22 protein-coding genes and 1 tRNA gene are annotated in these 23,059 nt (G+C 72.7%); 10 read left to right on the top strand and 13 right to left on the bottom strand.

Annotated elements, in window-relative coordinates:
- Nucleotides 1–34: 34 nt before the first annotated feature.
- A complete protein-coding gene (locus CCO04_RS03680; RefSeq protein WP_215812724.1) occupies nt 35–1,900 on the bottom strand; it encodes an acyl-CoA dehydrogenase in 1,866 nt (621 codons plus the stop codon).
- A 221-nt stretch (nt 1,901–2,121) separates the two neighbouring features.
- Here CCO04_RS03680 and CCO04_RS29630 point away from each other — a divergent pair, with 221 nt between their 5' ends.
- The 3 genes from CCO04_RS29630 to CCO04_RS03665 all read left to right on the top strand — a co-directional run bounded on the left by CCO04_RS29630 (nt 2,122) and on the right by CCO04_RS03665 (nt 8,188).
- Nucleotides 2,122–4,995, top strand: coding sequence for a PKD domain-containing protein (locus CCO04_RS29630; RefSeq protein WP_215812723.1), 2,874 nt, complete (start codon nt 2,122–2,124; stop codon nt 4,993–4,995).
- Between the two features lie 67 nt (nt 4,996–5,062).
- Nucleotides 5,063–5,521 (top strand): Rrf2 family transcriptional regulator, encoded by a 459-nt coding sequence (locus tag CCO04_RS03670; protein WP_215812722.1) that lies wholly within the window; start codon nt 5,063–5,065, stop codon nt 5,519–5,521.
- A gap of 84 nt (nt 5,522–5,605) precedes the next feature.
- Nucleotides 5,606–8,188 (top strand): hypothetical protein, encoded by a 2,583-nt coding sequence (locus CCO04_RS03665; protein WP_215812721.1) that lies wholly within the window; start codon nt 5,606–5,608, stop codon nt 8,186–8,188.
- A 12-nt stretch (nt 8,189–8,200) separates the two neighbouring features.
- Here CCO04_RS03665 and CCO04_RS03660 read toward each other — a convergent pair whose 3' ends face one another.
- Nucleotides 8,201–8,869: a hypothetical protein gene (locus CCO04_RS03660; RefSeq protein ID WP_215812720.1), complete on the bottom strand. Its 669-nt coding sequence runs from the start codon at nt 8,867–8,869 to the stop codon at nt 8,201–8,203.
- Between the two features lie 107 nt (nt 8,870–8,976).
- Between CCO04_RS03660 and CCO04_RS03655 the strand changes: the two genes are divergently transcribed.
- A complete protein-coding gene (locus tag CCO04_RS03655) occupies nt 8,977–9,429 on the top strand; it encodes a nuclear transport factor 2 family protein (protein WP_215812719.1) in 453 nt (150 codons plus the stop codon).
- A 12-nt stretch (nt 9,430–9,441) separates the two neighbouring features.
- On the opposite strand, the gene CCO04_RS03650 is transcribed toward CCO04_RS03655, so the two are convergent.
- Together CCO04_RS03650 and CCO04_RS03645 are read right to left on the bottom strand one after the other, a co-directional pair.
- Nucleotides 9,442–10,074, bottom strand: coding sequence for a DUF2461 domain-containing protein (locus CCO04_RS03650; RefSeq protein WP_215812718.1), 633 nt, complete (start codon nt 10,072–10,074; stop codon nt 9,442–9,444).
- Nucleotides 10,071–10,679, bottom strand: a complete 609-nt coding sequence (locus CCO04_RS03645) for a hypothetical protein (RefSeq protein WP_215812717.1) — start codon at nt 10,677–10,679, stop codon at nt 10,071–10,073. Before CCO04_RS03645 ends, CCO04_RS03650 begins: the two co-directional genes overlap by 4 nt.
- A 78-nt stretch (nt 10,680–10,757) precedes the next feature.
- Here CCO04_RS03645 and CCO04_RS03640 point away from each other — a divergent pair, with 78 nt between their 5' ends.
- Nucleotides 10,758–11,213: a hypothetical protein gene (locus tag CCO04_RS03640; RefSeq protein WP_215812716.1), complete on the top strand. Its 456-nt coding sequence runs from the start codon at nt 10,758–10,760 to the stop codon at nt 11,211–11,213.
- 13 nt (nt 11,214–11,226) lie between these two features.
- On the opposite strand, the gene CCO04_RS03635 is transcribed toward CCO04_RS03640, so the two are convergent.
- Nucleotides 11,227–11,991 (bottom strand): hypothetical protein, encoded by a 765-nt coding sequence (locus tag CCO04_RS03635; RefSeq protein WP_215812715.1) that lies wholly within the window; start codon nt 11,989–11,991, stop codon nt 11,227–11,229.
- 49 nt (nt 11,992–12,040) lie between these two features.
- On the opposite strand from CCO04_RS03635, the gene CCO04_RS03630 reads away from it, so the two are divergent.
- Nucleotides 12,041–12,271, top strand: a complete 231-nt coding sequence (locus CCO04_RS03630; protein WP_215812714.1) for a DUF5652 family protein — start codon at nt 12,041–12,043, stop codon at nt 12,269–12,271.
- 24 nt (nt 12,272–12,295) lie between these two features.
- On the opposite strand, the gene CCO04_RS03625 is transcribed toward CCO04_RS03630, so the two are convergent.
- Nucleotides 12,296–12,368: transfer RNA gene (locus tag CCO04_RS03625), tRNA-Gly, on the bottom strand.
- Nucleotides 12,369–12,400: 32 nt separating this feature from the next.
- A complete protein-coding gene (locus CCO04_RS03620) occupies nt 12,401–13,183 on the bottom strand; it encodes an SGNH/GDSL hydrolase family protein (protein ID WP_257752581.1) in 783 nt (260 codons plus the stop codon).
- 57 nt (nt 13,184–13,240) lie between these two features.
- Between CCO04_RS03620 and dcd the strand changes: the two genes are divergently transcribed.
- The gene (gene dcd / locus CCO04_RS03615) at nt 13,241–13,816 is read left to right on the top strand and encodes a dCTP deaminase (RefSeq protein ID WP_215812712.1); all 576 of its coding nucleotides are present in this window, start codon (nt 13,241–13,243) and stop codon (nt 13,814–13,816) included.
- Between the two features lie 30 nt (nt 13,817–13,846).
- The gene (locus CCO04_RS03610; protein ID WP_252372606.1) at nt 13,847–14,839 is read left to right on the top strand and encodes a siderophore-interacting protein; all 993 of its coding nucleotides are present in this window, start codon (nt 13,847–13,849) and stop codon (nt 14,837–14,839) included.
- On the opposite strand, the gene dmpG is transcribed toward CCO04_RS03610, so the two are convergent.
- Genes dmpG through CCO04_RS03595 form a run of 3 tightly spaced genes read right to left on the bottom strand, consistent with a single transcriptional unit; the run spans nt 14,836 to nt 17,626 of the window.
- The gene (gene dmpG / locus CCO04_RS03605; protein WP_215812711.1) at nt 14,836–15,861 is read right to left on the bottom strand and encodes a 4-hydroxy-2-oxovalerate aldolase; all 1,026 of its coding nucleotides are present in this window, start codon (nt 15,859–15,861) and stop codon (nt 14,836–14,838) included. The two genes, CCO04_RS03610 and dmpG, sit on opposite strands and share 4 nt — an antisense overlap.
- Nucleotides 15,858–16,805 carry an acetaldehyde dehydrogenase (acetylating) gene (locus CCO04_RS03600; RefSeq protein ID WP_215812710.1) on the bottom strand — a complete coding sequence of 316 codons (948 nt, stop codon included), beginning with the start codon at nt 16,803–16,805 and terminating at the stop codon, nt 15,858–15,860. Before CCO04_RS03600 ends, dmpG begins: the two co-directional genes overlap by 4 nt.
- Nucleotides 16,802–17,626, bottom strand: coding sequence for a 2-keto-4-pentenoate hydratase (locus CCO04_RS03595; RefSeq protein ID WP_215812709.1), 825 nt, complete (start codon nt 17,624–17,626; stop codon nt 16,802–16,804). The genes CCO04_RS03600 and CCO04_RS03595 overlap by 4 nt, the downstream gene beginning before the upstream one ends.
- A 69-nt stretch (nt 17,627–17,695) precedes the next feature.
- Here CCO04_RS03595 and CCO04_RS03590 point away from each other — a divergent pair, with 69 nt between their 5' ends.
- Complete coding sequence (locus CCO04_RS03590) at nt 17,696–18,484, top strand: IclR family transcriptional regulator (RefSeq protein WP_215812708.1); 789 nt, start codon at nt 17,696–17,698, stop codon at nt 18,482–18,484.
- Here the strand turns inward: CCO04_RS03590 and CCO04_RS03585 are convergent.
- Both CCO04_RS03585 and CCO04_RS03580 read right to left on the bottom strand, forming a co-directional pair.
- Entirely contained in the window at nt 18,465–20,513 is a 2,049-nt protein-coding gene (locus tag CCO04_RS03585) for a CocE/NonD family hydrolase (RefSeq protein ID WP_215812707.1), read from the bottom strand. The two genes, CCO04_RS03590 and CCO04_RS03585, sit on opposite strands and share 20 nt — an antisense overlap.
- 74 nt (nt 20,514–20,587) lie before the next feature.
- The gene (locus CCO04_RS03580; RefSeq protein WP_215812706.1) at nt 20,588–21,388 is read right to left on the bottom strand and encodes an SDR family NAD(P)-dependent oxidoreductase; all 801 of its coding nucleotides are present in this window, start codon (nt 21,386–21,388) and stop codon (nt 20,588–20,590) included.
- 38 nt (nt 21,389–21,426) lie between these two features.
- Between CCO04_RS03580 and CCO04_RS03575 the strand changes: the two genes are divergently transcribed.
- Nucleotides 21,427–22,053, top strand: coding sequence for a TetR/AcrR family transcriptional regulator (locus CCO04_RS03575; protein ID WP_215812705.1), 627 nt, complete (start codon nt 21,427–21,429; stop codon nt 22,051–22,053).
- Here the strand turns inward: CCO04_RS03575 and CCO04_RS03570 are convergent.
- The gene (locus CCO04_RS03570; RefSeq protein ID WP_215812704.1) at nt 22,050–22,970 is read right to left on the bottom strand and encodes an NAD(P)-dependent oxidoreductase; all 921 of its coding nucleotides are present in this window, start codon (nt 22,968–22,970) and stop codon (nt 22,050–22,052) included. The two genes, CCO04_RS03575 and CCO04_RS03570, sit on opposite strands and share 4 nt — an antisense overlap.
- Between the last annotated feature and the right edge of the window lie 89 nt (nt 22,971–23,059).

Genomic DNA, 23,059 nt, shown 5'->3' with positions numbered 1-23,059 from the left:
GGAGCGGCCGTCGCGGTGCCGTGGACCCGAAGGGTCAGAAGGCGTCCTCAGAGAGGTCCATGACGTCCAGGTTGGCGCCCTGGGCGATCTTGAGCTCGGCCGAGAGGCGCGGCAGGTTGAGCTGGGCGAACCACTGGGCGGCGGCGACCTTGCCCTCGTAGTAGGCCTGCTCGTTGCCGGCGTCGCCGGCCAGCTTGTCGAGCGCCACCTCGGCGCCGCGGAGCAGCAGCCAGGCGCAGACGACGTCACCGAGCGCCATCAGCAGGCGCGTGGTGTTGAGGCCGACCTTGTAGATGTTCTTGATCTCGTCCTGGGCGGACATGAGGTCGTTGATCATCAGGCCGACGATCGCCTCGGCGTCGGCCAGGGCGGTCGCGAGGAGCTCGCGCTCGTTCTTGAGCCGGCCGTTGCCCGCGCCGGACTCGGCGAACGCCTTGATCTCGGCCGCGAGGTGGCCCAGCGCCTTGCCCTGGTCCTTGACGATCTTGCGGAAGAAGAAGTCCTGGCCCTGGATCGCGGTGGTGCCCTCGTAGAGGGTGTCGATCTTGGCGTCGCGGACGTACTGCTCGATCGGGTACTCCTGCAGGAAGCCCGAACCACCGAAGGTCTGGAGCGACTCGGTGCCGAGCAGCACCCACGAGCGCTCCGAGCCGTAGCCCTTGACGATCGGGAGCAGCAGGTCGTTGACCGCCTCGGCCAGCTCGTCGCGCTCCCCGGCGGCCTTGGCGCGGAACACGGTGTCCTGCCAGGTGGCGGTGTAGAGCACGAGCGAGCGCATCGCCTCGGCGAACGACTTCTGGGTCATCAGCGAGCGGCGGACGTCGGGGTGGTGGGTGATCGTGACCCGCGGGGCCGTCTTGTCGGCGGACTTCGTCAGGTCGGAGCCCTGGACGCGCTCCTTGGCGTAGTCGAGCGCGTTGAGGTAGCCGGTCGAGAGGGTCGCGATCGCCTTGGTACCGACCATCATGCGGGCGTTCTCGATGACGTCGAACATCTGGCGGATGCCGTCGTGGACCTCGCCGAGCAGCCAGCCGCGGGCAGCCTCGCCGCCGCCGACCTGGGCGTCGCCGAAGGTGAGCTCGCAGGTGTTGGACACCTTGAGGCCCATCTTGTGCTCGACGTTGGTGACGTAGACGCCGTTGCGCTCGCCGGTCAGCTCACCGGTCTCGACGTCGAAGTGGTACTTCGGGACGAGGAAGAGCGAGAGGCCCTTGGTACCGGGGCCGCCGACGCCCTCGACGCCCTTCGGGCGGGCGAGGACGAGGTGCATGATGTTGTCCTGCAGGTCCGACTCGGCGCTGGTGATGAAGCGCTTGACGCCGGAGATGTTCCAGGTGCCGTCCTCGTTGGGCGTGGCGAACGTCTTGCCGGCACCCACGTCGGAGCCCGCGTCGGGCTCGGTGAGGACCATCGTGGCGCCCCACTGCTTCTCGAGCATGAGCTGGGCGATCTTGATGTCGCGCTCGACGCCGTTGGCGTTCTTGAAGACGACCGAGCCCATCGACGGGCCGGTGCAGTACATCCAGATCGGCGCCTGCGCGCCGAGGACCATCTCGCCGGTCGCCCAGACCAGGGACGGCGGCGCGGTGGTGCCGCCGATCTCCTCGGGCAGGCCGAGCGCCCAGAAGCCGGACTCCATCCAGGAGTCGTAGGACTTCTTGAACGACGCCGGGACCGGCGCGGTGTTGGTCGCGGGGTCGAAGACCGGCGGGTTGCGGTCGGAGTCGACGAAGGAGGCGGCCAGGTCCTCGCGCGCCACGCGCTCCACCTCGGAGAGGATCTCGCGCGCGGTGTCGGCGTCCATCTCCTCGAAGACGCCGGTGCCGAGGTACTCCTGCACGTTGAAGAGCTCGAAGAGGTTGAACTCGATGTCACGCAGGTTGCTCTTGTAGTGGCTCACTGTCCCACCATTTCTAGGGGTTCGCAGAGTGTGTCGTCATGGCTACTCGCCAGTAACTTCATGATACGGGGGGTGCTTGCTGCGGGCAAGCAACAGGGGGTTGGCATCGCTCACACCGACGCCCCGACCGGCGCCGATCCGGCCCGGATCACGCGGTTGGGTCGGCGAATTCACCCAAAAAGGGCCATTCGGCTCCCGGCCGAAAAGGATCGGATGGGGCGGTGAACCTCCCGCGAACATTCGGATCCCTGCTCGCCGTCGGCGCCCTCGCCGCCGGCCTCCTCGCCGGACCGGGTGCCGCGTCCCCGGCCCAGGCCGCCGACACCGGCAACGCCGCTCCCCAGCCCGGTCGCGTCGTCAGCGACGACCCCGCGTCGTTCACCCCGCACGTGATGGACGGCGCCGTCTACACGGTCAACCAGGTGGGCGACTGGATCGTGGTGGGCGGCAGCTTCACCACGGTGCGCAACGCCGGCAGCACCACGAACATCGCGCGCCGCAACGTCTTCGCGTTCCGCGCCGACACCGGGCAGGTCAGCACGACGTTCGCCCCCAACCCGAACGGGCTCGTCTACACCGTCCAGCCGGCCGCCGACGGGACGTCGGTCTACCTCGGCGGCGCCTTCGACAGCGCGACGTCGGCCGGGGCGACGGTCGCGGTGAGCCGGCTCTACAAGGCCGACATCAACACCGGCAACCGGATCGCGCAGTTCCAGCCCGGCACCCTCAACGGCCAGGTGCGCGACGTCTCGGTGGTCGGCAACCGGCTCTGGGTCGCGGGCAAGTTCACCCACGTGCAGGGGCAGCCGAGCAAGGGGCTGGCCGCGATCAACGCGACGACCGGAACCCGGGACCCGTACTACGCCAGCGTGTTCGCCGGCGTGCACCGCGGCACCACCACGAACGTCCAGAAGATCGCCACCAGCCCGGACGGCACGCGCCTCGTCGCGATCGGCAACTTCGACACCGTGGACGGCGTGAAGCGCCACCAGTTCGCGGTCCTCGACATCGGCAGCGGCACGCGGGCGACGCTCGCGAACTACTACACGACCCAGTACGAGTCGCCCTGCAGCGCATCGTTCGAGACCTACATGACCGACGTCGAGTTCTCCCCCGACGGCTCGTTCTTCGTCATCTCCACCACCGGCGCGTACGGCGGCTACACCGCCAGCATGGCCGCCACGAGCGGCTGCGACGTGGTCGCCCGGTACGAGACGGGCGCCAGCGGTACGACGGTCCGGCCGACCTGGACGGCGTACACCGGCGGCGACACGACGTGGACCGTCGAGGTCACCCAGAACGTCGTCTACACCGGCGGCCACATGCGCTGGCAGAACAACCCCGCCCGTGGCGACGCGGCCGACGAGGGCGCCGTGTCGCGGCCCGGGATCGCGGCGCTCGACGTGCGCAACGGGATGGCGCTGTCGTGGAACCCGACCCGCACGCTCGGCGCCGGCGTGCGCGACCTGCTCGCCACGACCGCCGGACTCTTCGTGGGATCCGACACCGACGTGATCGCGGGCGAGACCCACCGCAAGATCGCCTTCCTGCCCCTCGCCGGCGGCGAGGCGCTCGCCGACGAGCCCGAGGGGACGCTGCCCGGCGACATCTTCCGGGTCGCGAGCGGGCAGTCCCAGCTGGTGCGCACCGCGTTCGACGGCACCACCGCGAGCCCACCGGTCAACGCGCCCAACGGCACCGGGTGGGGCACCACCGTCGGGGCGTTCATGGTCAACGGCGTGCTGTACACGGCGTACTCGAACCGGACGCTGACCCGGCGCACCTTCGACGGCACCACCTACGGACCGGAGAGCGTCGTCAACACCGCCGACCAGCTCGTCTACCAGGACGACTGGCACAACGGCGACATGCCGACCCTCACCAGCCTCTTCTTCCGCGACGGCTGGCTCTACTTCACCAAGTCGGGCTCGTCGCTGCTCTACCGCCGCGGCTTCGAGCCGGAGTCGGGCGTGATCGGGCAGCAGCTCTTCTCGGTCGGCTCGGTGACGGGCGTGAGCTACACCAGCATGCGCGGGGCGTTCGTGGCCGGCGGCCGGCTGTACTTCGCGAGCAGCAACGGCTCGCTCACCCGCGCCGACTGGGGCACCCACGGCGCCGTCGCCGGGACCGCCACGACACTCGCGCCGTCCGGCTCCGGCTGGGCCTCGCGCGCCTTCTTCCTCTACCAGGGACCGCCGATCGCACCGCCCGTCAACGACCCGCCCACGGCCGCGTTCACCGTGTCCTGCACCGGTCTCGACTGCACGTACGACGCGACCGGATCCAGCGACGACGGCACCATCACGTCCTACGCGTGGACCTTCGGCGACGGCCAGAGCACCACGACCGCCGGGCCCACCGTCACCCACACGTACGCCGCGGGCGGCGCGGTCACCGTCGGCCTCACCGTCACCGACGACGGCGGCAAGACCGGGACGACGACCCGCACCGCCCAGCCCGGCGCGGGCGCGAGCCCGATCACGCTCGTGGGGGCGACCTCGACCCAGGGCAACCGGATCAACCACCAGGCCGCCGTACCGGGTGGGGTGCAGGCGGGCGACCTGCTGCTGGCCTACTTCACGGCGAACACCACCGCGCCGTCGTACAACGGGCCGGCGGGGTGGACCCCCGTCCAGTCGGCCACGGCCGGGACCAAGGCGACCGGCATGCTGTGGCGTCGTACCGCCACGGGGGCGGACGCCGGGAGCACGGTCACCGTCACCTCCAGCGCCTACGCCAAGAGCGTGCTCACCGTCGTCGCCTACCGCGGCGTCGCCCCGACCGTGACGAGCGCGATCGCCGTACAGACGAGCGCGGGGACGGTGCACGCGACCCCGACCCTGACCGCGCCCGACGGCGCGCACTGGCTGGTGAGCTACTGGGCCGACAAGAGCAATGCGACCACCACGTGGTCGCTCCCGCCCGACGTCACCCAGCGCTCGACGGCGTCGGGCACCGGCTCGGGCTACATCTCCGGCGTCCTCGCCGACAGCGCCGGCCCGGTCCCCGCCGGACCCGTCGGCGGACTCAGCGCCACGGCCGACGCCAGCGGCTCGGCGGCGATCACCTTCAGTGTCCTGCTGGGGGCTCCGTAGGCGACGCGCGGCGCTTGGGTACCCCTAGGTCGAGTGACTCGATCGAACAATCTGAGACACTGGACCCATGCGCGTCTCCGCCAAGTCCGACTATGCACTCCGGGCGCTCATCGCCATGGCAGGCCGGTCCGACGGCCGGGCGGTGAGTGCAGAGGAGCTCGGTCGTCTCCAGGACATCCCCCACGGCTTCCTCCAGGCCATCCTCGCCGACCTCCGGCGAGCCGGCATCGTGATGTCCCAGCGCGGCCAGTCGGGCGGCTGGCGGATGGCCCGCGAGGCCGGCACCGTCTCGGTCGCCGACGTCATCCGCGCGGTCGACGGCCCCCTCGTCTCCGTCTACGGGCTGCGCCCCGAGGCGGTCAACTACAACGAGGACGCCGAGGTGCTCCAGCACGTCTGGATCGCCGCGCGCCGGGCCCTGCGCGAGGTCTTCGAGGACGTCTCGATCCAGCAGCTCGCCGACGGCCAGCTGCCCGAGACGGTCACCTCACGGACCGCCGACGACGACGCCTGGGCCCCGCACTAGTACGTCGGGTGCCGGGCCCGGGACCGGGTCTCGTTTCCGCGCCTGACCCCTCATCCCTGACCGGGCCGCACCGATCGTCCGGGCATGCGCCGTGTCCTGATGTCCCTCCTGCTCGGGATCGCGGTGGTCACCCCGGCCGCGCTGACCCTCTCCCCCGCCGCGCCCCAGCCGGCCCGGTGCGGCAGCGGTGACGCGCTGAGCTGGACGCTGCCCGGGGCGTGCCAGCACGCCGACGAGCCGCCGCCGGGGGTCGACCCGACCGAGCCGGTGAGTACGGCGGTCCTGCGGGCGCGCGACGGCGGCACCGCCGGGGCGTACGACGCGGCCGAAGCGCTCGGCGTACCGGCGCCGGTGCAGGCCGCCGCCGCGAGCCCCGCGGTGACCTGCGAGGGCGACGGGGCGAGCGGCTACCGCACCCAGGCCATGTACGTCGTCGAGGCCGGCCGCACCAACCGCTTCGCGGCGCTGCTCCCCAGCTTCCGGCTGTGGGCGGCCGGGGTGGACGACGTCGTCAACCGGTCCGCGGCGCTGACCGGCGGGGTGCGGAAGGTCCGGTTCGTCACCGATCCCGACGGCGGCACCTGTGTCGCCAAGGTGCTCAACGTGACCGTGCCCGCGGGCGCGATGTCGTCCTTCAACGCGACCATCGCGGCGGTCCAGGCGCTCGGCTACACCGACCCGAGCCGCAAGTACCTCATGTGGACCGACGCGACCGTGCTGTGCGGGGTCGCGTCGATGTACCCCGACGCCACCGACGGCCAGGGCAACCCCAACAACGGCCGCTACGCGCAGTACGCGCGGATCGACTCCGGCTGCTGGGGCTTCGGCGACGGGGCCGCGCAGCACTCGGTCGAGGCGCACGAGCTGCTGCACACGCTGGGCGGCGTGATGAGCACGGCGCCGCACGGGACGCGGGCAGGTCACTGCTGGGACGAGTCCGACACGATGTGCTACGCCGACGGCGGCGGGTTCGCGATGAAGCAGGTGTGCCCGGCCGAGCGCGAGTACCTCTTCGACTGCAACAACGACGACTACTACTCCACCTACCCCGATCCGGGCAGCTGGCTCGACACCCACTGGAACGCCGCGGACTCGCGCTTCCTGATCGGTGGCGGGGACGGCTCCGGCGGTGGAGCACCCGGTACGCCGACCGTCCTCGGCGCGACGATCGCGGTCAACAACCCCGCCGTACCGGGGCTCTCGACGCAGGCGACCCTCGCGCCGTCACTGCCGGCCGGGCGCACGGTCGCGTCCGTGCAGTGGAAGTCCGCTCGCGCCGACTGTGTCTTCGCGAGCCCTGCCGAGCTGCAGACGGCAGTCACCTGCAATGCCACGGCGGCCGCACCGACGACGGTGACGGCGACGCTCAAGGACTCCTCCGGCGCGACGAAGGTCGTCACCAGTCCCCTCACCTTCGCCACCGGTACGGCGCGCCCGGTCACCGTCGCCTTCCCGGCCGGGACCTCGGCCGCGGTCTGCACGGGCGCGGGCTTCCCGCTGACGGCCCGGGTCCTCGACACCGCGAGCGGCCAGCCGGTCAAGGGCCTCGCCGTGGCGCTGACCAAGCAGACCGCGACGATGACCGCCCCGGCGAGCGCCGGCGCGCCGGTCACGACCGTCGAGGGCACCGTGGCCCTCAACCAGACGGCGACGGTCGCGACGACGTACCGTGCGCGGACGGCGGCCGGGACGGTCTACGCCGCCGGCGGACCGGCCGAGCTCGTCGCGACGCCGGGCCGCTGCGCCACGGCGCTCGCGGCCGAGATCGACCGGACCACGGCCTTCTACGGCGACCCGGTCACGGTGACCGGACGGCTCACCGCGGCGGTCCCGTCCGGGGTGACGCTGGCCGTGCGGCTCACCACGGCCGCGGGCCGGGTGCTGCCCCTGGGCTCGGCCAAGACCGGTGCGGACGGGCGGTTCAGCCTCGTCGCGAAGCCCACCGAGTCGGGCGTCGTGTCGGTCGCGCTGGCGGTCTCGGTGTCCTACGCGGCGGCGTCCGCGACGGCGGGGACGCTCACGGTCGTCACGCCCACGACCCGGATCACCGGCGCCATCGACCGGTCCGAGGTCGGGTACGGCCAGAACGTCACCGTCACCGGCCGCCTCCAGCGCGACGCCGGCGGCACCCTCAGCGCGCTGGCCGGCAAGCCGGTCTCCGTGTACGTCGCCCCCGCGGGCGGCGGCGCCGCGGTCAAGATCGGGGGCGGCACCACCAACGCGGAGGGCCGGTTCACGGCCGTCGTACCGCTCAAGGTCAGCGGGACGCTCAGCGTCACCTCGGCCGCCGCGGCCGGGCAGCCCGCCGCATCGGCCGCGGTCGGTCCGGTCGTCGCAGGCACCTGGACCACGGCGCTCACCGCGACCGCCTCGGCGAGCAGCGTGCCGGCCGGCGGATCGGTCACGCTGAGCGGCAGCGTCAGCCGTACCTACGCCGCGGCCGGCGCCACGGCGCCGTCCCCGGCGTCGGGCCTGCGACTCAAGGTGACCTTCCGGGCGACCGGTTCGGCGACGAGCACGGTCGTGGCGACGCCGACGACCACGGCGAGCGGGACGTTCACGCTCAAGGTGCTGCCCAAGGGCGCCGGCACGTGGACCGTGTCGCTGCCGGCCGTCGTCGGCTACACCGCCGCCGAGGCCGCACCGCTGACGATCGGCATCGGCTGACCCGCGAGGGGATCAAGCGACCTGGCCGAGCTTGCGCTTGAGCCGGCGGCGCTTGCGGTCGAGCTCCTCGAGCCGCACCTCGAGCGAGGCGTTGCGGCGGGCGAGGCGCTCGACCTCGCGCAGGGCGTCCGGCAGGGACTGGAAGGCGGCGGCGGTGTGCGGGACGGCGGCGAGACCGAGGGACGCCGTACCGAAGCCGACGAGGGCGCCGAACGCCTTCCAGACCTCGGCCGGCGCGAGGCCGTCGGTCTCGAGGACGTGCAGCCGCTCGGGCTTGCGGCACGCGGCGCTCCAGCGCGCGGCGGTCGCCGCCTCGTCGTCCAGGCCCGTGGTGACCACGACGTGGACCCGGTAGCCGGCCAGGGCGTCGACGAGCAGCGCGACCTGCTCGGGCGTCGCGCCGACGAGCAGCGACTGGCTGAAGACGAGGTCGGCACGGGCCTTCTCGGCACGGCGCACGAGCCGGGTCCACTGCCCCTCGACGTCGGCGCGCTTGAGGCCCCAGTCCTTGTGCGCACGGGTCATCTCGACCGCCGCCCGGAAGCTCTCGGCCGTCGACCGGGCGACCGAGGCGTACCCCAGCTCGACCAGCGCGGCGTGGTGGTGGGCCAGCGCGGACTCGATCACGTCACCGGCGCCGGGCATCCCGACGTGGATCCAGGCCTGGTGCTTCTTCGCCATGACCCCACCGTGGCAGTCCCCGATGAGCGGCCCGTGAACCCGCGGTGACCGGCAGCGGTCGAGGACGGGGGTAGAACACGTTCTAAAACCGCCCTACGATGGCCCGCATGATCACCTCCGACGCCATCGTCTGGAACGCCCCCAACGACCCGCACCCGGCCCGCGCGGCGTCCCAGCGGTCCTACTCCGCGGTGGCCAAGGGCGACCTGGCCGAGTGGCTCACCGTGTACGCCGAGGACGCCGTCCTCGAGGACCCGGTCGGCCCCTCGATGTTCGACCCCGAGGGCAAGGGCCACCACGGCCACGCCGGCATCTCCGCCTTCTGGGACAAGGCGATCGCCCCGATCGGCACCTTCGAGTTCACCATCAACGACTCGTTCGCCAACCCGGGCGGCAACACCTGCGCCAACATCGGCCGGATCAAGACCTCGTTCCCCGACGGCTCCCACACGACGACCGACCTGATCATGGTCTACGTCGTCGACGACGACGGCCGGGTGAAGTCGATGAAGGCGTTCTGGGAGCCGGAGCGGACGATGGCGAGCTTCACCACCGCCTGACGGCCGGCCGGCTCAGACGGTCGTCGCCTCCGCGATCCAGCTCACCAGCGGCCGGAGGCGGCGCCAGTCCTCACGGACCCGGTCGAGCAGCTCGCCGGTGTGCACGAACGGCTCGAAGCCGTACGAGCGCATGCCCAGCACCGTCTTCATCTTGAGCAGCTCGATCCGCGGGTGCTCCTTGTCGTAGCCCCGCGGCACCGTCTTGAGCCGCTCCCCCGACACCTCGAACCCACCCCGCTCCAGGTCCCGCAGGATCCGCTGGAGCACCTTGCCGGACTTCTCCTCCGCCATCGCCTCGCGCAGCGCCGCCAGCCGCGGCCCCCCGGCCTCGTAGATCCCACCCCCGACCCGGACACCCGGCGCGGCCACCTCGACGTACCAACCGGTGGCGGCGGCGACCCCGACGAACGCACCCTGGTGGGTCTTGTAGGGCGTCTTGTCCTTGGCGAAGCGCACGTCGCGGTAGGGGCGGAAGACCTTGGCGTCGCCGAACTCCTGGGCCAGGGCGTCGGTCAGTGCGACCATCGGGGCCTTGACGGACTCGGTGTAGACGGCCTTGTGGGCCTCCCAGAAGGACTTGGTGTTGTCGACCTCGAGGTCGTCGTAGAAGTCGAGTGCGGCGACGGGAAAGCCTTCGAAGGTCACCGGAGCAGCCTAGGCGCCCGCGACGCGGGACTCAGCGTCGCGCCGTGCCGGACGACCGCCGTGCGCAGGTCGCCCTCCGCGGATCGGGCGCGGGACTCGCCCCAGAGCAGGATGGCGCGCTCGGCCCGGGGACCGACGAGCAGCCGGTCGGCCGGCACTGCCGCGCTGTCGATCACGAGCCTCGGCCAGGGAGCGGTCGTCCAGCGCCGCAGCAGGAGAACCTTCCAGGTCATGGCGCCGTCCACCTCCAGCTGTGTGATGTCCGCACAGCGATAGCGCCGGAGGACCTTCCGGCCACGGAGCACCACCAGCCGGCCGTCGTCCACGACGTACGACACACGCCCGGGACCCAGTCGCCACAGCAGGACGGTCCCCATCCCGACCACCACGGTCGGCGGCAGCACGAGGACGAGGAGCCCGGCGATGATCTCCACCGGGTGCAGATCGCTCGCGACGACGGCCGTCACCGAGAGCCCGACCCCGACCACGAAGAACCTTGTCCACCAGAAGACGAGACCCACCCACGCCTGGCGCGGGTCGGGCGCGATCGTCGTGACCGACCCGTCGTAGCGGTCCTCGGTGGGGACGGCACGGGCGAACTCCACGCCCGGAGCGTACGACCTGCGAGCTGCGCCACGCACCGGATCAGCCCGTTCGCGCGGAAGGGCCGCTACCGTCCCGTCATGGCCGCGTGGAGCCCCGTCCGATCGATCGCCGTGGGTGGCCTCGTTGCCGTGGGCTTCCCCGACGAGGAACGCGTGGGGGTCGGCAGCCACTCCGGCCTGGGCGTCTTCGATGCCGCCAGCGGCGCAATCCTTGCCCGCGTTCCCGATGTCGACGGGTCCTACGACTGGCACCGCGACGAGCCACCTGCCCTCGTCTACGCCGACGACCGCGGGCAGCACGTCGTCCCGGTGGCCGGTCTTTGGGGCGGCGAGCTCGCCACCCGTACCGCGGACGGCTGGAGCGCCGAGCTCACGCCGACAGGCGCCCGCCTGGCCGGCCCGGAGGGCATCGTCGTGGAGATCGACGACCACGACGAGCCCCGGGCGCTCGGGTTCTCACCCGGTGGCCGGATCTTCGTCCACGCCACGACCGCGACGCTCCACCTCGCCGTACGCCCTGGTCGGCCCGGCTGAACCGGACCCGCGGCTACCGGCTCGGGCTGGGCTCGATGACCGCGCCGACGAGTGAGGCCGGCTCCGGGATCGGCACGTTCCAGCGCAGCGCGTGGTGCAGCGCGACGACCATCCGGGAGTCGTCCAGCGGGTGCTCCGGGTCGTGCCAGACGACGGTCTCGTGACCGTCCTCGATCGGCGCGCGGCTCGGGATGCCCACCACCCGCCGCAACCGGTACGTCGTCCCGTCGGCGCCGGTGAAGCGGAACGTCACGGTCGTGAAGACCATGCCGCTGCCCTCCTCCCAGTCCCACGGGTCGAGGCCGTCGTCGACGACGACCGCGGGGCACGGGACGCCGGAGGCCATGAGGGCGAGGTCGCGGGCGTAGGCGCGGGCCCGGTGCGCGGGGACGAAGAGCGCCAGCGCGAGCGCGATCGTCCCGAGCCCGGTCAGCACCCCGACCGCGGTCAGGTAGGGGCCGTCGAGGTCGTGGCGGACGACGGCGACGAGCCCGCCGAGGCCGGCGGACAGGCAGAGCGTCGCGTAGCCCTGCCACAGGGTGAGCTGCTGCGGGAACGCGTCGACCCAGAACATCCAGGTCAGCCCGCCGACGACGACCAGGACCCCGCCGACCACCAGCGAGGTCGCCGGGGCGGGTGCCTCCGCGGACGCCAGCGCGCCGTACCCGGCCAGGACCCCGCCGCAGAGCTGGAGGAGCCACGAGATCGCGGGCTTGGCCGGCCTCCGGGGCAACGGGTCGACCCGGTACGAGCCCGGGTCCGGCTGGGGGGTCGCCATGGGCCATTAGACCCTGGGGCGGCGCCGGCGCGCCAGGCATACTCGGCCCATGGCCAAGAAGCGCTGGCGCGACCTGAGTCCGCGGACGCGGAAGATCATCCTGGTGACCGGGGCCGTCGACGGCGCGCTCAAGGCGGTCGCGCTCGCCGACCTCAAGCGTCGCGACGCCGACGAGATCAACGGCTCGAAGCGGACCTGGGCGACCGCCCTGACCCTGCTGAACACGGCCGGCGTGCTGCCGATCGTCTATCTGGTGCGCGGCCGGAGACCGGCCGCCTGAGGGCGCCGGGCCCCCGATCCTCGGAGCGGACGACGAGGTTCGAACTCGCGACATTCAGCTTGGGAAGCTGACGCTCTACCAACTGAGCTACGTCCGCAGTGCCCCGGCTTCGCCAGGGCGAGAAGGATGCTACCCGATGGGTGCGAGCACCGGTCGCTTCGGTTCCACCCCGTCGCCGGAGGAGCGCCCGGTGACCCGTCGCTTGACCCACGGCGCGAGGTGCGTGCGGGCCCAGGCGAGGTCGGCGGAGCGCTGCTCGCGCGGGCTCAGCACCGGGACGTCGGCGAGCGGGAGCGGCTCCAGCTCGTGCGGTACGCCGAGCGCGTCGAGCGCCGCGATGGCGATCATCTGGTGACCGTGGGCGTTGAGGTGCAGGCGGTCGTCGTCCATCACCTCGGCGACCTTCCAGTCGCGCATCCGCCACATGTCGACCACGGTCGCGCCGTGCTTCTCGGCGATCTCGCGGACCCACTCGTTGAAGATGGCGGTCCGGCCGCGGATCACCTTGATCACGCTGTTGAGCCCCGGGTCGGCGATCGTGAACAGGACGACGTGGGCGCCGGCCGCGCTCATCCGCCCCACCGCCTCGTCGTACGACGCCGCGAGGGCGTCGATGTCGACCTTGGGCCGCAGCACGTCGTTGCCGCCGCCGTGGATGGTGACCAGGTCGGGACCGAGCGCGAGGCCGGCGCCGACCTGCTCGTCGATGATCGCGGGGAGCTTGCGGCCGCGGATCGCCAGGTTGGCGTAGCCGAAGTCGCGGCCCTCGGCGGCGGCCCGGCCGGCGAGGCCCTCGGCGAACCGGTCGGCCCAGCCACGGACGCCGTTGGGGCGCGTCGGGTCGGCGTCGCCGACCCCTTCGGTGAAGGAGTCGCCGAGGGCGACGTACTTGCTGAAGGTGCTCGTGCTCACGCGTCCCATTCTGCGCTCGTGACCGGGACCACGTCCTACACGGGTAGTGTGCGGCCCGTGCTGCTCAGCGACCGCGACATCACCGCCGAGATCGACGCCGGGCGGATCGCCCTCGAGCCCTACGACACGACGATGCTGCAGCCGTCGTCGATCGACGTGCGTCTCGACCGCTTCTTCCGGGTCTTCGACAACCACAAGTACCCCTCGATCGACCCCGCGGCGGACCAGTCCGACCTGACCCGCGTCGTGGAGCCCGAGGGCGACGAGCCGTTCATCCTGCACCCCGGGGAGTTCGTGCTCGGCTCGACGTACGAGGTGGTCACGCTGCCCGACGACATCGCCGCCCGCGTCGAGGGCAAGTCCTCGCTGGGCCGGCTCGGGCTGCTCACCCACGCGACCGCGGGCTTCGTCGACCCGGGCTTCTCCGGGCACGTGACGCTCGAGCTGGCCAACGTCGCGACGCTGCCGATCAAGCTCTACCCGGGCATGAAGATCGGGCAGTTCTGCTTCTTCCGGCTGACCTCGCCCAGCGTTCACCCCTACGGCTCGGAGAAGTACGGCTCGCGCTACCAGGGCCAGCGCGGCCCGACGCCGTCGCGCTCGTTCCAGAACTTCCACCGCACCTCGATCTGACGATCGCGGAGGTTAGGTTAGCCTGACCTCATGACCGCCGAGCAGAACGAGTACGTCGCCAGCCTGCCCATGATCCTCGACGAGGTCGAGGTGCTCCGGGTCGAGCGCGTCTCGCCGTCGTTCGTCCGGATCGAGCTGGGCGGACCGGCGCTGGCCGAGCTGGGCCCCGACGGCCCCGTCTACGACCAGCGGATCAAGCTGATCTTCCCGAACGCGGCCGGCGGGCTGCCGTCGTTCGCGAACGCCGACGAGTCGTGGTGGACGAGCTGGATCGAGATCCCCGAGCACGAGCGCGGCTCGATGCGGACCTACACGATCCGCGACATCCTCGGCGAGGGCGCCGCGACCCGGCTGGTCGTCGACATCGTCGTCCACGACACCGACCACGCCGACGAGAAGGACCACGAGGACGGCGCCGGCAACCGCTGGGCGCTCCAGGCCGCCGTCGGCCAGCGCCTGGTGACGCTGGCCCCGCGCAAGGGCCAGGAGTTCGGCGGCATCGAGTGGGAGCCCGGCGCCGCCCGGCGCCTGCTGCTGGTCGGTGACGAGACCGCCGTGCCCGCCATCCGCGGCGTGCTGCGCGACCTTCCGGCCGACGCCCGCGGCGCGGTCTTCGTGGAGGTCCCGGTCGACGCCGACGTCCAGGACGACGTCACCGCACCGGCCGGCGTCGAGGTCACCTGGCTGCCGCGCAACGGCGGCGCCCGGGGCGAGGAGCTGCACGCCGCCGTCCTCGCCCACCTCACCGGCACCGCGCCGGCCGAGGCGCTGACGGTCACCGAGGACGAGATCGACCCCGACCTGTGGGAGACGCCGGTCTACTCCTCCTCCGGCGAGGAGGTCGCCGAGGCGACGGCCGTGCCGACCGACGACAGCCCCTACGCCGGGCTCTACGCGTGGATCGCCGGCGAGTCCAAGGTCGTGACCGGCCTGCGTCGCAAGCTGGTCAACGACCTCGGGCTCGACCGCGGCCAGGTCGCCTTCATGGGCTACTGGCGCGAGGGCGTCTCGATGCGCTCCTAGACGGCCGCGGCCTCGCGCTCGTCGACGAGGGTGAGCGCGATGTCGACGATCATGTCCTCCTGGCCGCCGACGAGCCGGCGCTTGCCGCACTCCATGAGGATCTCGCGGACGTCGACGCCGTACTGCTCGGCGGCGCGCTCCGCGTGGCGCAGGAACGACGAGTAGACGCCGGCGTAGCCGAGGGTGAGCGTCTCGCGGTCGACCCGGACCGGGCGGTCCTGCAGCGGCCGGACGATGTCGTCGGCGGCGTCCTGGAGCGCGAAGACGTCGCAGCGGTGCTCGAAGCCCATCAGGTCGGCGACCGCGACGAAGGCCTCGATCGGGCAGTTGCCCGCGCCCGCGCCGTGGCCGGCGAGCGAGGCGTCGACCCGGTAGACGCCGTTCTGGACGGCGACCACGGAGTTGGCCACCGACAGCGAGAGGTTCTCGTGGGCGTGGATGCCGATCTCGGTCTCGGCGTCCAGCACGCCGCGGTAGGCCTGCACCCGGGCGGCGACGTCGTCCATGGTGAGCCGGCCGCCGGAGTCGGTGACGTAGACGCAGTGCGCGCCGTAGGACTCCATCAGCTTGGCCTGCTGGGCGAGCTGCTCGGGCGCGGCCATGTGCGAGAGCATCAGGAAGCCGGAGACGTCCATGCCGAGCTCGCGGGCAGCGGCGATGTGCTGTGCCGAGACGTCGGCCTCGGTGCAGTGCGTCGCGATCCGGACTGAGCGGACGCCCAGGTCGTAGGCGCGCTTCAGGTCGTGGACCGTGCCGACGCCGGGCAGCAGCAGCGTGGTGAGCCGGGCGTTCTTGAGCACCGAGGCAGCGGCCTCGATCCACGCCCAGTCGTTGTGCGAGCCGGGGCCGTAGTTGACCGAGCCACCCGCGAGACCGTCGCCGTGCGCGACCTCGATGGCGTCGACACCGGCCTCGTCGAGGGCGACGACGATCCGCTTCACGTCGGCCGGATCGATCCGGTGCCGGATCGCGTGCATGCCGTCGCGCAGGGTGACGTCCTGGACGAAGATCTTCGTGCTCACTGGGCGGTCTCCTTCGCGGCGGCGATCCGCTCGGCGACCTGGAGGCCGGCGGAGGTCATGATGTCGAGGTTCCCGGCGTACGCCGGGAGGTAGTGGCCCGCACCGGTGACCTGGAGGAACACCGACACCTGGTGGGTCGGCCGGTCGGCGCCGTCGACGAGGAGCGTCTCGACCGGCTGGTCGGCCGGGATCTCGGTGATCTGGACCTTCTGCACGAGCCGGTAGCCCGGCACGTACGCCGCCACGTCGGCCACCATCTTCTCCACGCTGGCGCGGATCTCGTCGTGCACGCCCGGGTCGGGCGCGCTCACGAGCGCGAAGACGGTGTCGCGCATCATCAGCGGCGGCTCGGCCGGGTTGAGGATGATCACCGCCTTGCCACGCTGGGCCCCGCCCACGCGGGCGATCGCGCCCGAGGTGGTCTCGGTGAACTCGTCGATGTTGGCGCGCGTGCCGGGGCCCGCGGACTTCGACGAGATCGAGGCGACGATCTCGGCGTAGGCGACCGGGACGACGCGGGAGATGGCCGCGACGATCGGGATCGTCGCCTGGCCGCCGCAGGTGACCATGTTGACGTTCTCGGCGTCGAGGTGCTCGTCGAGGTTGACCGCCGGGACGACGTACGGCCCGATCGCGGCGGGCGTCAGGTCGATGAGCCGCTTGCCCAGCGGGCGCAGCAGTGCGTCGTTGTGGAGGTGGGCCTTGGCGGACGTCGCGTCGAAGACGATGTCGATGTCGGCGAACTCCGGCATGGCGATCAGGCCCTCGACCCCCTCGTGGGTGGTCGGGACGCCGAGGTCGCGCGCCCGCGCGAGCCCGTCGGAGGCCGGGTCGATGCCGACCAGGGCCCCCATCTCGACGTGCTGCGCGGTCTGCAGCACCTTGATCATCAGGTCCGTGCCGATATTGCCCGACCCGATGATCGCGACCTTGGTCTTGCTCATGCGTTCTCCTCACTCGCGCTGCTGAAGGTGATCGAGACCGACCCGAGGCCGGCGATGGTGACGTCGACGGAGGCGCCGGGCGCGGCCGGGCGCATCGGGCCGAGGGCGCCGGAGAGGATCACCTGGCCGGCGCGCAGCGGGTCCCCGAGCGCGCGGGCCTGGCGGGCCAGCCACTGGACGGCGACGATCGGGTCGCCGAGCGAGGCGGCGCCGGTGCCGACGGAGTCGTCCTGACCGGTGACGGTCATCGTCATCGCCGCGTCCTTGGGCACGAAGCCGTCGGCGAGGGTGCGCCGCTCGCTGCCCAGCACGTACGACCCGGCCGAGGCGTTGTCGGCGACGGTGTCGGCGAAGCTGATGTCCCAGTTCGCGATCCGGCTGTCGCAGATCTCGATGGCGACCACCGCGTGGTCGATCGCGGCGGCGACCTGGTCGAGCTCGAGGTCGCCCTCGGCGAGGTCGGCGCCCAGCACGAAGGCGATCTCGCCCTCGACCTTGGGCTGGAGCAGCCGGCTGATGTCGACGGGCGCGGCGGCGTCGTGCTCCATGTCGTCGAACAGGACGCCGAGGTCCGGGGTGTCGACGCCGAGCTGCTGCTGCACGGCCTGCGAGGTCGCGCCGATCTTGCGGCCGACGACGCGGGCCCCGGCCGCGAGGCGGTGGGCGTTGAGCTGCTGCTGGACGGCGTAGGCGAGCTCGATGTCGCGCTCGCCGATGAGATCCCGGATCGGTGCGCACGGCTGGTTCGTGGCCAGGGCGGTGTGCAACCGCTCGGCCGCGGCGCCCACCGCGGCCTCGAGATCGAGGGTCGATTCGGTCATGGCGCCACTCTCCCGGGCCGGACCTCGGGGGACCATGCCGGCGTTCCACTCACCGGTACGCTGTCGTCCATGGGAGGAGCGGCGACGGATCCCGGGCTCGACACGGTGCTCGGCAAGGCGGTCGCGATCCTGCGCGCGTTCGGCGCCGACGACCGGCTGCTCCCCCTCGCCGAGCTGGTCCGGCGCACCGGGCTGCCCAAGGGCACCGTGCACCGGGTCGCCGGCGACCTGGTGCACCACCGGCTGCTCGACAAGACCGCCCACGGCTACCGCCTCGCGGGCGGGCTCTTCGAGCTCGGCATGCGGGCGGCCACCGAGCGGACCCTGCTCGAGGTGGCGACGCCCTTCCTCCAGGACCTCTACGAGCGCACCCACGAGACCGTGCACCTCGGGCTGCGCGAGGGCACCGAGGTCGTCTACGTCGCCAAGATCGGCGGGCACCGGCAGGCCCGCAGCCCCTCCCGGCCCGGCGGCCGGATGCCGATGCACTGCACGGCGATCGGCAAGGCGCTGCTCGCCCACGCCGAGCCCGACGTACGGGCGGCGGTGCTGGGCGGGCCGCTCCCCCGTCGTACGCCGCACACGGTGGTGGCGCCCGGCCTGCTGGAGCAGCAGCTCGACCGGGTGCTGGACAGCGGGCTCGCCTACGAGCGCGAGGAGTCCACGCTCGGCCTGCTCTGCGTCGCCGCGCCCGTGCTCGACGTCGGCTCCGGCGCGGTGCTCGCCGCGCTGAGCGTGACCGGCCCGGTCGGCCGGTTCCGCCCCGAGGCCCACGAGAACGCCGTCCGGGCGGCCGCCGCGGCCATCGCTGGCATGCTCACCCGCCGCCCGGGGGCGGTCAGCGCACCGCCATCGTGAGGCTCGACGGCGTGCTCGGCCCGGTGTGGATCGTGACCGGCACGAGGTGGCCGACCAGGTCGGGCACCGTCGACAGCAGGTGCGGTACGTCGAACGCCTGGACCGAGATCCGCAGCCGGTGCCCGGGCGCGATCACCGCACCCGTCGGGAAGATCTCGACGTCGACCGGCGCGACCTGGCCGCGCGGCAGCTTGGCCTTCGCCGCCCGGGTGAACGGGTGGTACGGCTGCAGCAGCTTGCCGTCGAGGTAGCGCGAGCGGCTCTTGTCGAGAGCCCGGTGCGCGATCGTCTGCCAGCCGCCACTGATCCGGGACACGGTGCCGTCGGGGGCGACGTCCTCGACCGCGACCGACAGCATGCCGTCACCGCTGGGCGTCGAGACGTAGAGCCGCGCGTCGAGCGGGCCCTGGAAGCGGACGGCCTTGGTCATCGGCGCGGTGTCGAAGGTGACGCCGCCGAGGTCGTTGAGCTTGTTGTCCTTGAAGCACGGCAGGTCCTTGAGCAGCATCGCCGGCAGGCCGGCGGTCCACTGGTTGGCCGAGCGGGTGCACAGGCCGGTGACCGGCACCGGTGGGACGACGGCCAGGCCCGCGGCCGGCGTACCGGTGGTGAGGGTGCCGGCCTTGCCGCCGAGGCTCGCCGAGCCGGAGAGCTGGAAGCTGCGGGCCCGCAGGTCGGAGTCGATCCACCTGGCCTTGCGCACCCAGGCGCCCGAGCCCTGCTCGTAGTAGGTCAGCGGCGCGATCTGGTCGAGCTTGCCGTCGCGGCCCTTGAGGTACTGGTCGAACCAGCGCAGCTGGAGCTCGTTGAGCGGGCCGTAGCCGGCCTTGACCACCTCGGCACCTGCCGAGCCCTGCAGGTGGTCCCACGGCCCGAGGATCAGCTTGGCCGGGACACCGCGCTGCTGGAGCCGCTCGAACACGAGCGGGGTGCCGCGCTGGAAGAGGTCGAACTCGCCGCCGACCAGGAAGGTCGGCACGGTGACGTTGTCGAGCACCTCGATCGGCGAGCGCTCGCGGTAGAACGGGCCGTCGTACGCCGGGTCGCCGCCGAGGAGCGCCTTGCCGGCGAGCGGCAGGGTGAAGTTGAGGCCGCCCATGAGGTGGTCGAGCGCCATCTTCAGGCCGGCCTGGGGCTCCTGCAGCCCGTAGGCCGGCGGCACCACGCCCGCCGCGGTGACCAGTCCCAGCCAGAGCGGGATGAAGCCGACGTCGATCTGCCCGCCCGACGCGACCACGTCGCGGTAGACGTCCGCGGCCGGCACCTGCGGGAAGATCGCCTTGAGGCCCTGCGGCTTGCGGGCGGCGGCGAAGAGCTGCGAGATCCCCATGTAGGACGCCCCGGTCATCCCGACGCTGCCGTTGCTCCACGGCTGCCGGGCGGCCCAGGTGACGATCGCGCCGGCATCCTTGCCCTCGCGGGCGCTGAACGCGCCCCACTGTCCCTGCGAGGAGCCCGTGCCGCGCGCGTCGACGGTCAGCTGCGCGTAGCCGCGCTTGACCAGGTACGCCGGGTCCGCGCCCGCGAGCGTCGCCCCGGCGCCCGCGGAGAGCACCGTCTTGTTGTAGGCCGTGATGGTGACGATCACCGGCAGCCGGGTGGTCACCGGCTTGCCGTCGGCGCCGGCCGGGCGGACCAGGTCGCCGCGCAGCACCACGCCGTCGTCCATCGTGATCGCGAGGTCACGGGTGGTCGCGGTGGCGGTGTAGTCGGCGGCGCGCGGGGTCCACGGCGCGCTCGGGGCGGCCTTCGCGGCGCTCTTGGCCTGACCCTGGCCCGAGGCCTTGCCCGCCCCGGCGGCGGTCCCGGAGGTGCCGCCCGCGCGCACCTCGGCGGACGGCGCGAACCGCTGGTCCGGCGCACCCGCCGCCCGGTTCCCGGTCCCCGCCGCGGTGGCGGCCGTGGGCGCCGGGCTCGCCGGCCCGCGGCGGTCGGTGGCCGCGTCGGCGGCCGGCAGCACGAGCGCGGCGATCAGCGCCGCGGCGGCCAGGGCCGCGACGGAGCGGCGGCGCGTGGTCAGGTCGTTCATGGTGAGCCCTCCCTGGGGTACTCACCGGTAACGAGCGGGACGTGGCGTCGGTCACGCCCCGCCGCGCGGGGCGCTCAGGGCTGGTCCGGCATGTTCGTCCAGCCCTTGCCGTCGTGGCGGCGGTACCACCCCGACGCCGCGAGCGTCCCGCCGTCCACCGGGACCGTGTGCCCGGTGACGAAGCGCGCCGCGTCGCTGGTCAGGAAGTCCACCACCCCGGCATGGTCCGCGGCCTCGGCGAAGCGTCCGAGCGGCAGCCACAGCGGGACCAGGCCCTCGTCGCGGCCGCGCAGCATCGCGGCGCGCGAGGTCTGCGCGGTGTCGGTCAGGTCCGGCGCGATCGCGTTGACCCGGACCCCGCGCGGGCCGAGCTCGACCGCCATGCTCTTGGTGAAGGCCGAGACCCCCGCCTTGAACGCCGAGTACGGCGCGCTGGCCGGGATCCCGCGGTAGGCCTCCACCGTCGAGACGTTGACGATCGACGAGCCGGCGACCAGGTGCGGCAGCACGGCGTACGTCATCGCGAAGACGTGGCGCAGGTTGAGCTCGTAGAGCCGCTGCCACTGCTCCGGCGTGCTGTGCGCGAAGTCGCGCGAGGCGGGCCGGAAGTCGCCCACGTTGTTGACCACGACGTCGATCGCGCCGCTGATCGCGGCGGCCGTCGCGACCACCTCGGCGACGACCTCGTCCGCCGTCACGTCCCCCGCTACGACGGTGCACGTGCCGCCCGCGGCCCGCACCGCCGCGGCGGTCCCGGCCGCGGCCTCGGCGTCGATGTCGTTGAGCACGACGTGGTCCCCGCGCTCGGCGAGGGCACGGGTGATCGCGCCCCCGATCCCGCTCGCGCCGCCGGTGACGATGCTGGTCCGGTTCATCGGTCTCTCCTCTGCTCCTGGTCTGGCAGGATCGCGCCGTGCCTCCTGCGACTCCCGATCCCGCTGCGCGGCGGCTGCGCGCCCGCGAGGACCCGGCGGTGCGGCGGCAGGCGATCCTCGATGCCTCCGCACGGTTGTTCGCGACCCGCGGCTTCGCCGACACCACGGTGCGCGACATCGGCGACGAGGCCGAGATCAAGTCGGGCAGCCTGTACCACTACTTCGCGTCCAAGGACGCGATCCTCGAGGCGGTGCTGCGCGAGTTCCTCACCGACCTCGGCGCCGCCACGGAGGCGATCGTCTCGGCCGGCACCCGCCCGCGCCGCCAGGTCACCGACCTGGTCCGGCACGCGTTCACGCTGATGGGCGAGCGGCCCTCGTGGGTGCTGACCTACCAGAACGAGTTCCTCCGGCTGAGTGGTCAGCCCGGCTTCGAGTTCGTCGCCGGCGAGAGCGCGCGGATCGAGGCGGCCTGGGTCGCCGCGCTCACCGCGAGCACGGAGGCGGGCGACTTCGCGGTCGACGTACCGGTGGCGGTGCGCTACCGGCTGGTCCGCGACGCCACCTGGACGGCGGTGCGCTGGTACCGCCCGGGCGAGCCGTTCGACGCCACCGCGCTCGCCGAGCAGTACGTCGCCGTGGTCTACGGCAACCACGAGCGCTAGCGCGGCGGCAGCGCGTCGACCGCGGCGACCATCGCCCGCAGCATGGCGGGGACGCCGCCGCGCTCGTAGCCCAGCCGCGCGACGTCCTCGGCCGCCGGCTCGTAGGCGAGCGTCGTGCCCTTGCCGGCGACCAGGAAGTCGTCGGGCAGGAAGACGTGGTCCTCGGCGCAGACCGCCACCCGGCGCTCGGCGCCCGCGCCGGCCGCGTCGAAGAGCGCCTGGAAGTAGTCCTGGAACGACAGGTTCACGTCGCCGATGAGGTAGGCGCGCCCCGCCTCTCCGTCGCTGAGCGCGCCCGCGACGGCGGCCGCGACGGCGTCGACGGACATGTAGTTGGTCCCGCCGAACGGCGCGCAGTCGGGCACCTGCTCGGCCATCTCGCCGCGCGCCCAGCGCACCATCTTGGCGAACCCGCGCAGTGCCCGGCCCGGCGCGACGCCGACGACATTGGGCGGGTTGACCGCGCACACCGCGAAGTCCGGCGTCGCCAGGGCGAGGACCTCGCGCTCGGCGACCGCGCGGGCCCGGACGTAGGCATTGGTCTCGACCAGCCCGGGCAGCACCTGGTGGTAGTAGCTGCCGACCAGGACCGCCCGGCGTACCCCGGCGGTGCGGGCCTCGGCGAAGAACGCCGGCAGGCTCGCGGTCTGCACGTCCTGCCAGGTCTCCTCCGACGCGTGCGGGCCGACGTGCCGGATGTCCTGGGCCGCGGAGAAGACGACCGCCTCGACGCCGGCGAGCCGCTCGGCCCAGCCGGACTGCGTGTAGTCGCCCTCGACGAAGGGGTACGCCGCCGCGGGCGCGCCCGGCTCGGGACGGTTCCGCCCGGCCACTGCCACGTCGTGCCCGCGCCGGGCGAGCTCGTCGGCCACGACCGACCCGATCAGACCGGTTCCGCCGACCACCAGGACCCGCATGCCATCCTCCGTTACCTATCGAGCGCTTGTTAGATAACGAGCAGCATGGTCCGGCCGGCGGCCGCTGTCAACCGGGCCCCGGCGGCTCA

The organism is Pimelobacter sp. 30-1, assembly GCF_018831735.1.
Lineage (GTDB): Bacteria > Actinomycetota > Actinomycetes > Propionibacteriales > Nocardioidaceae > Nocardioides.
Note: the sequence above shows the minus strand (reverse complement) of the source record. Positions and strands in the feature narration are given on the sequence as shown.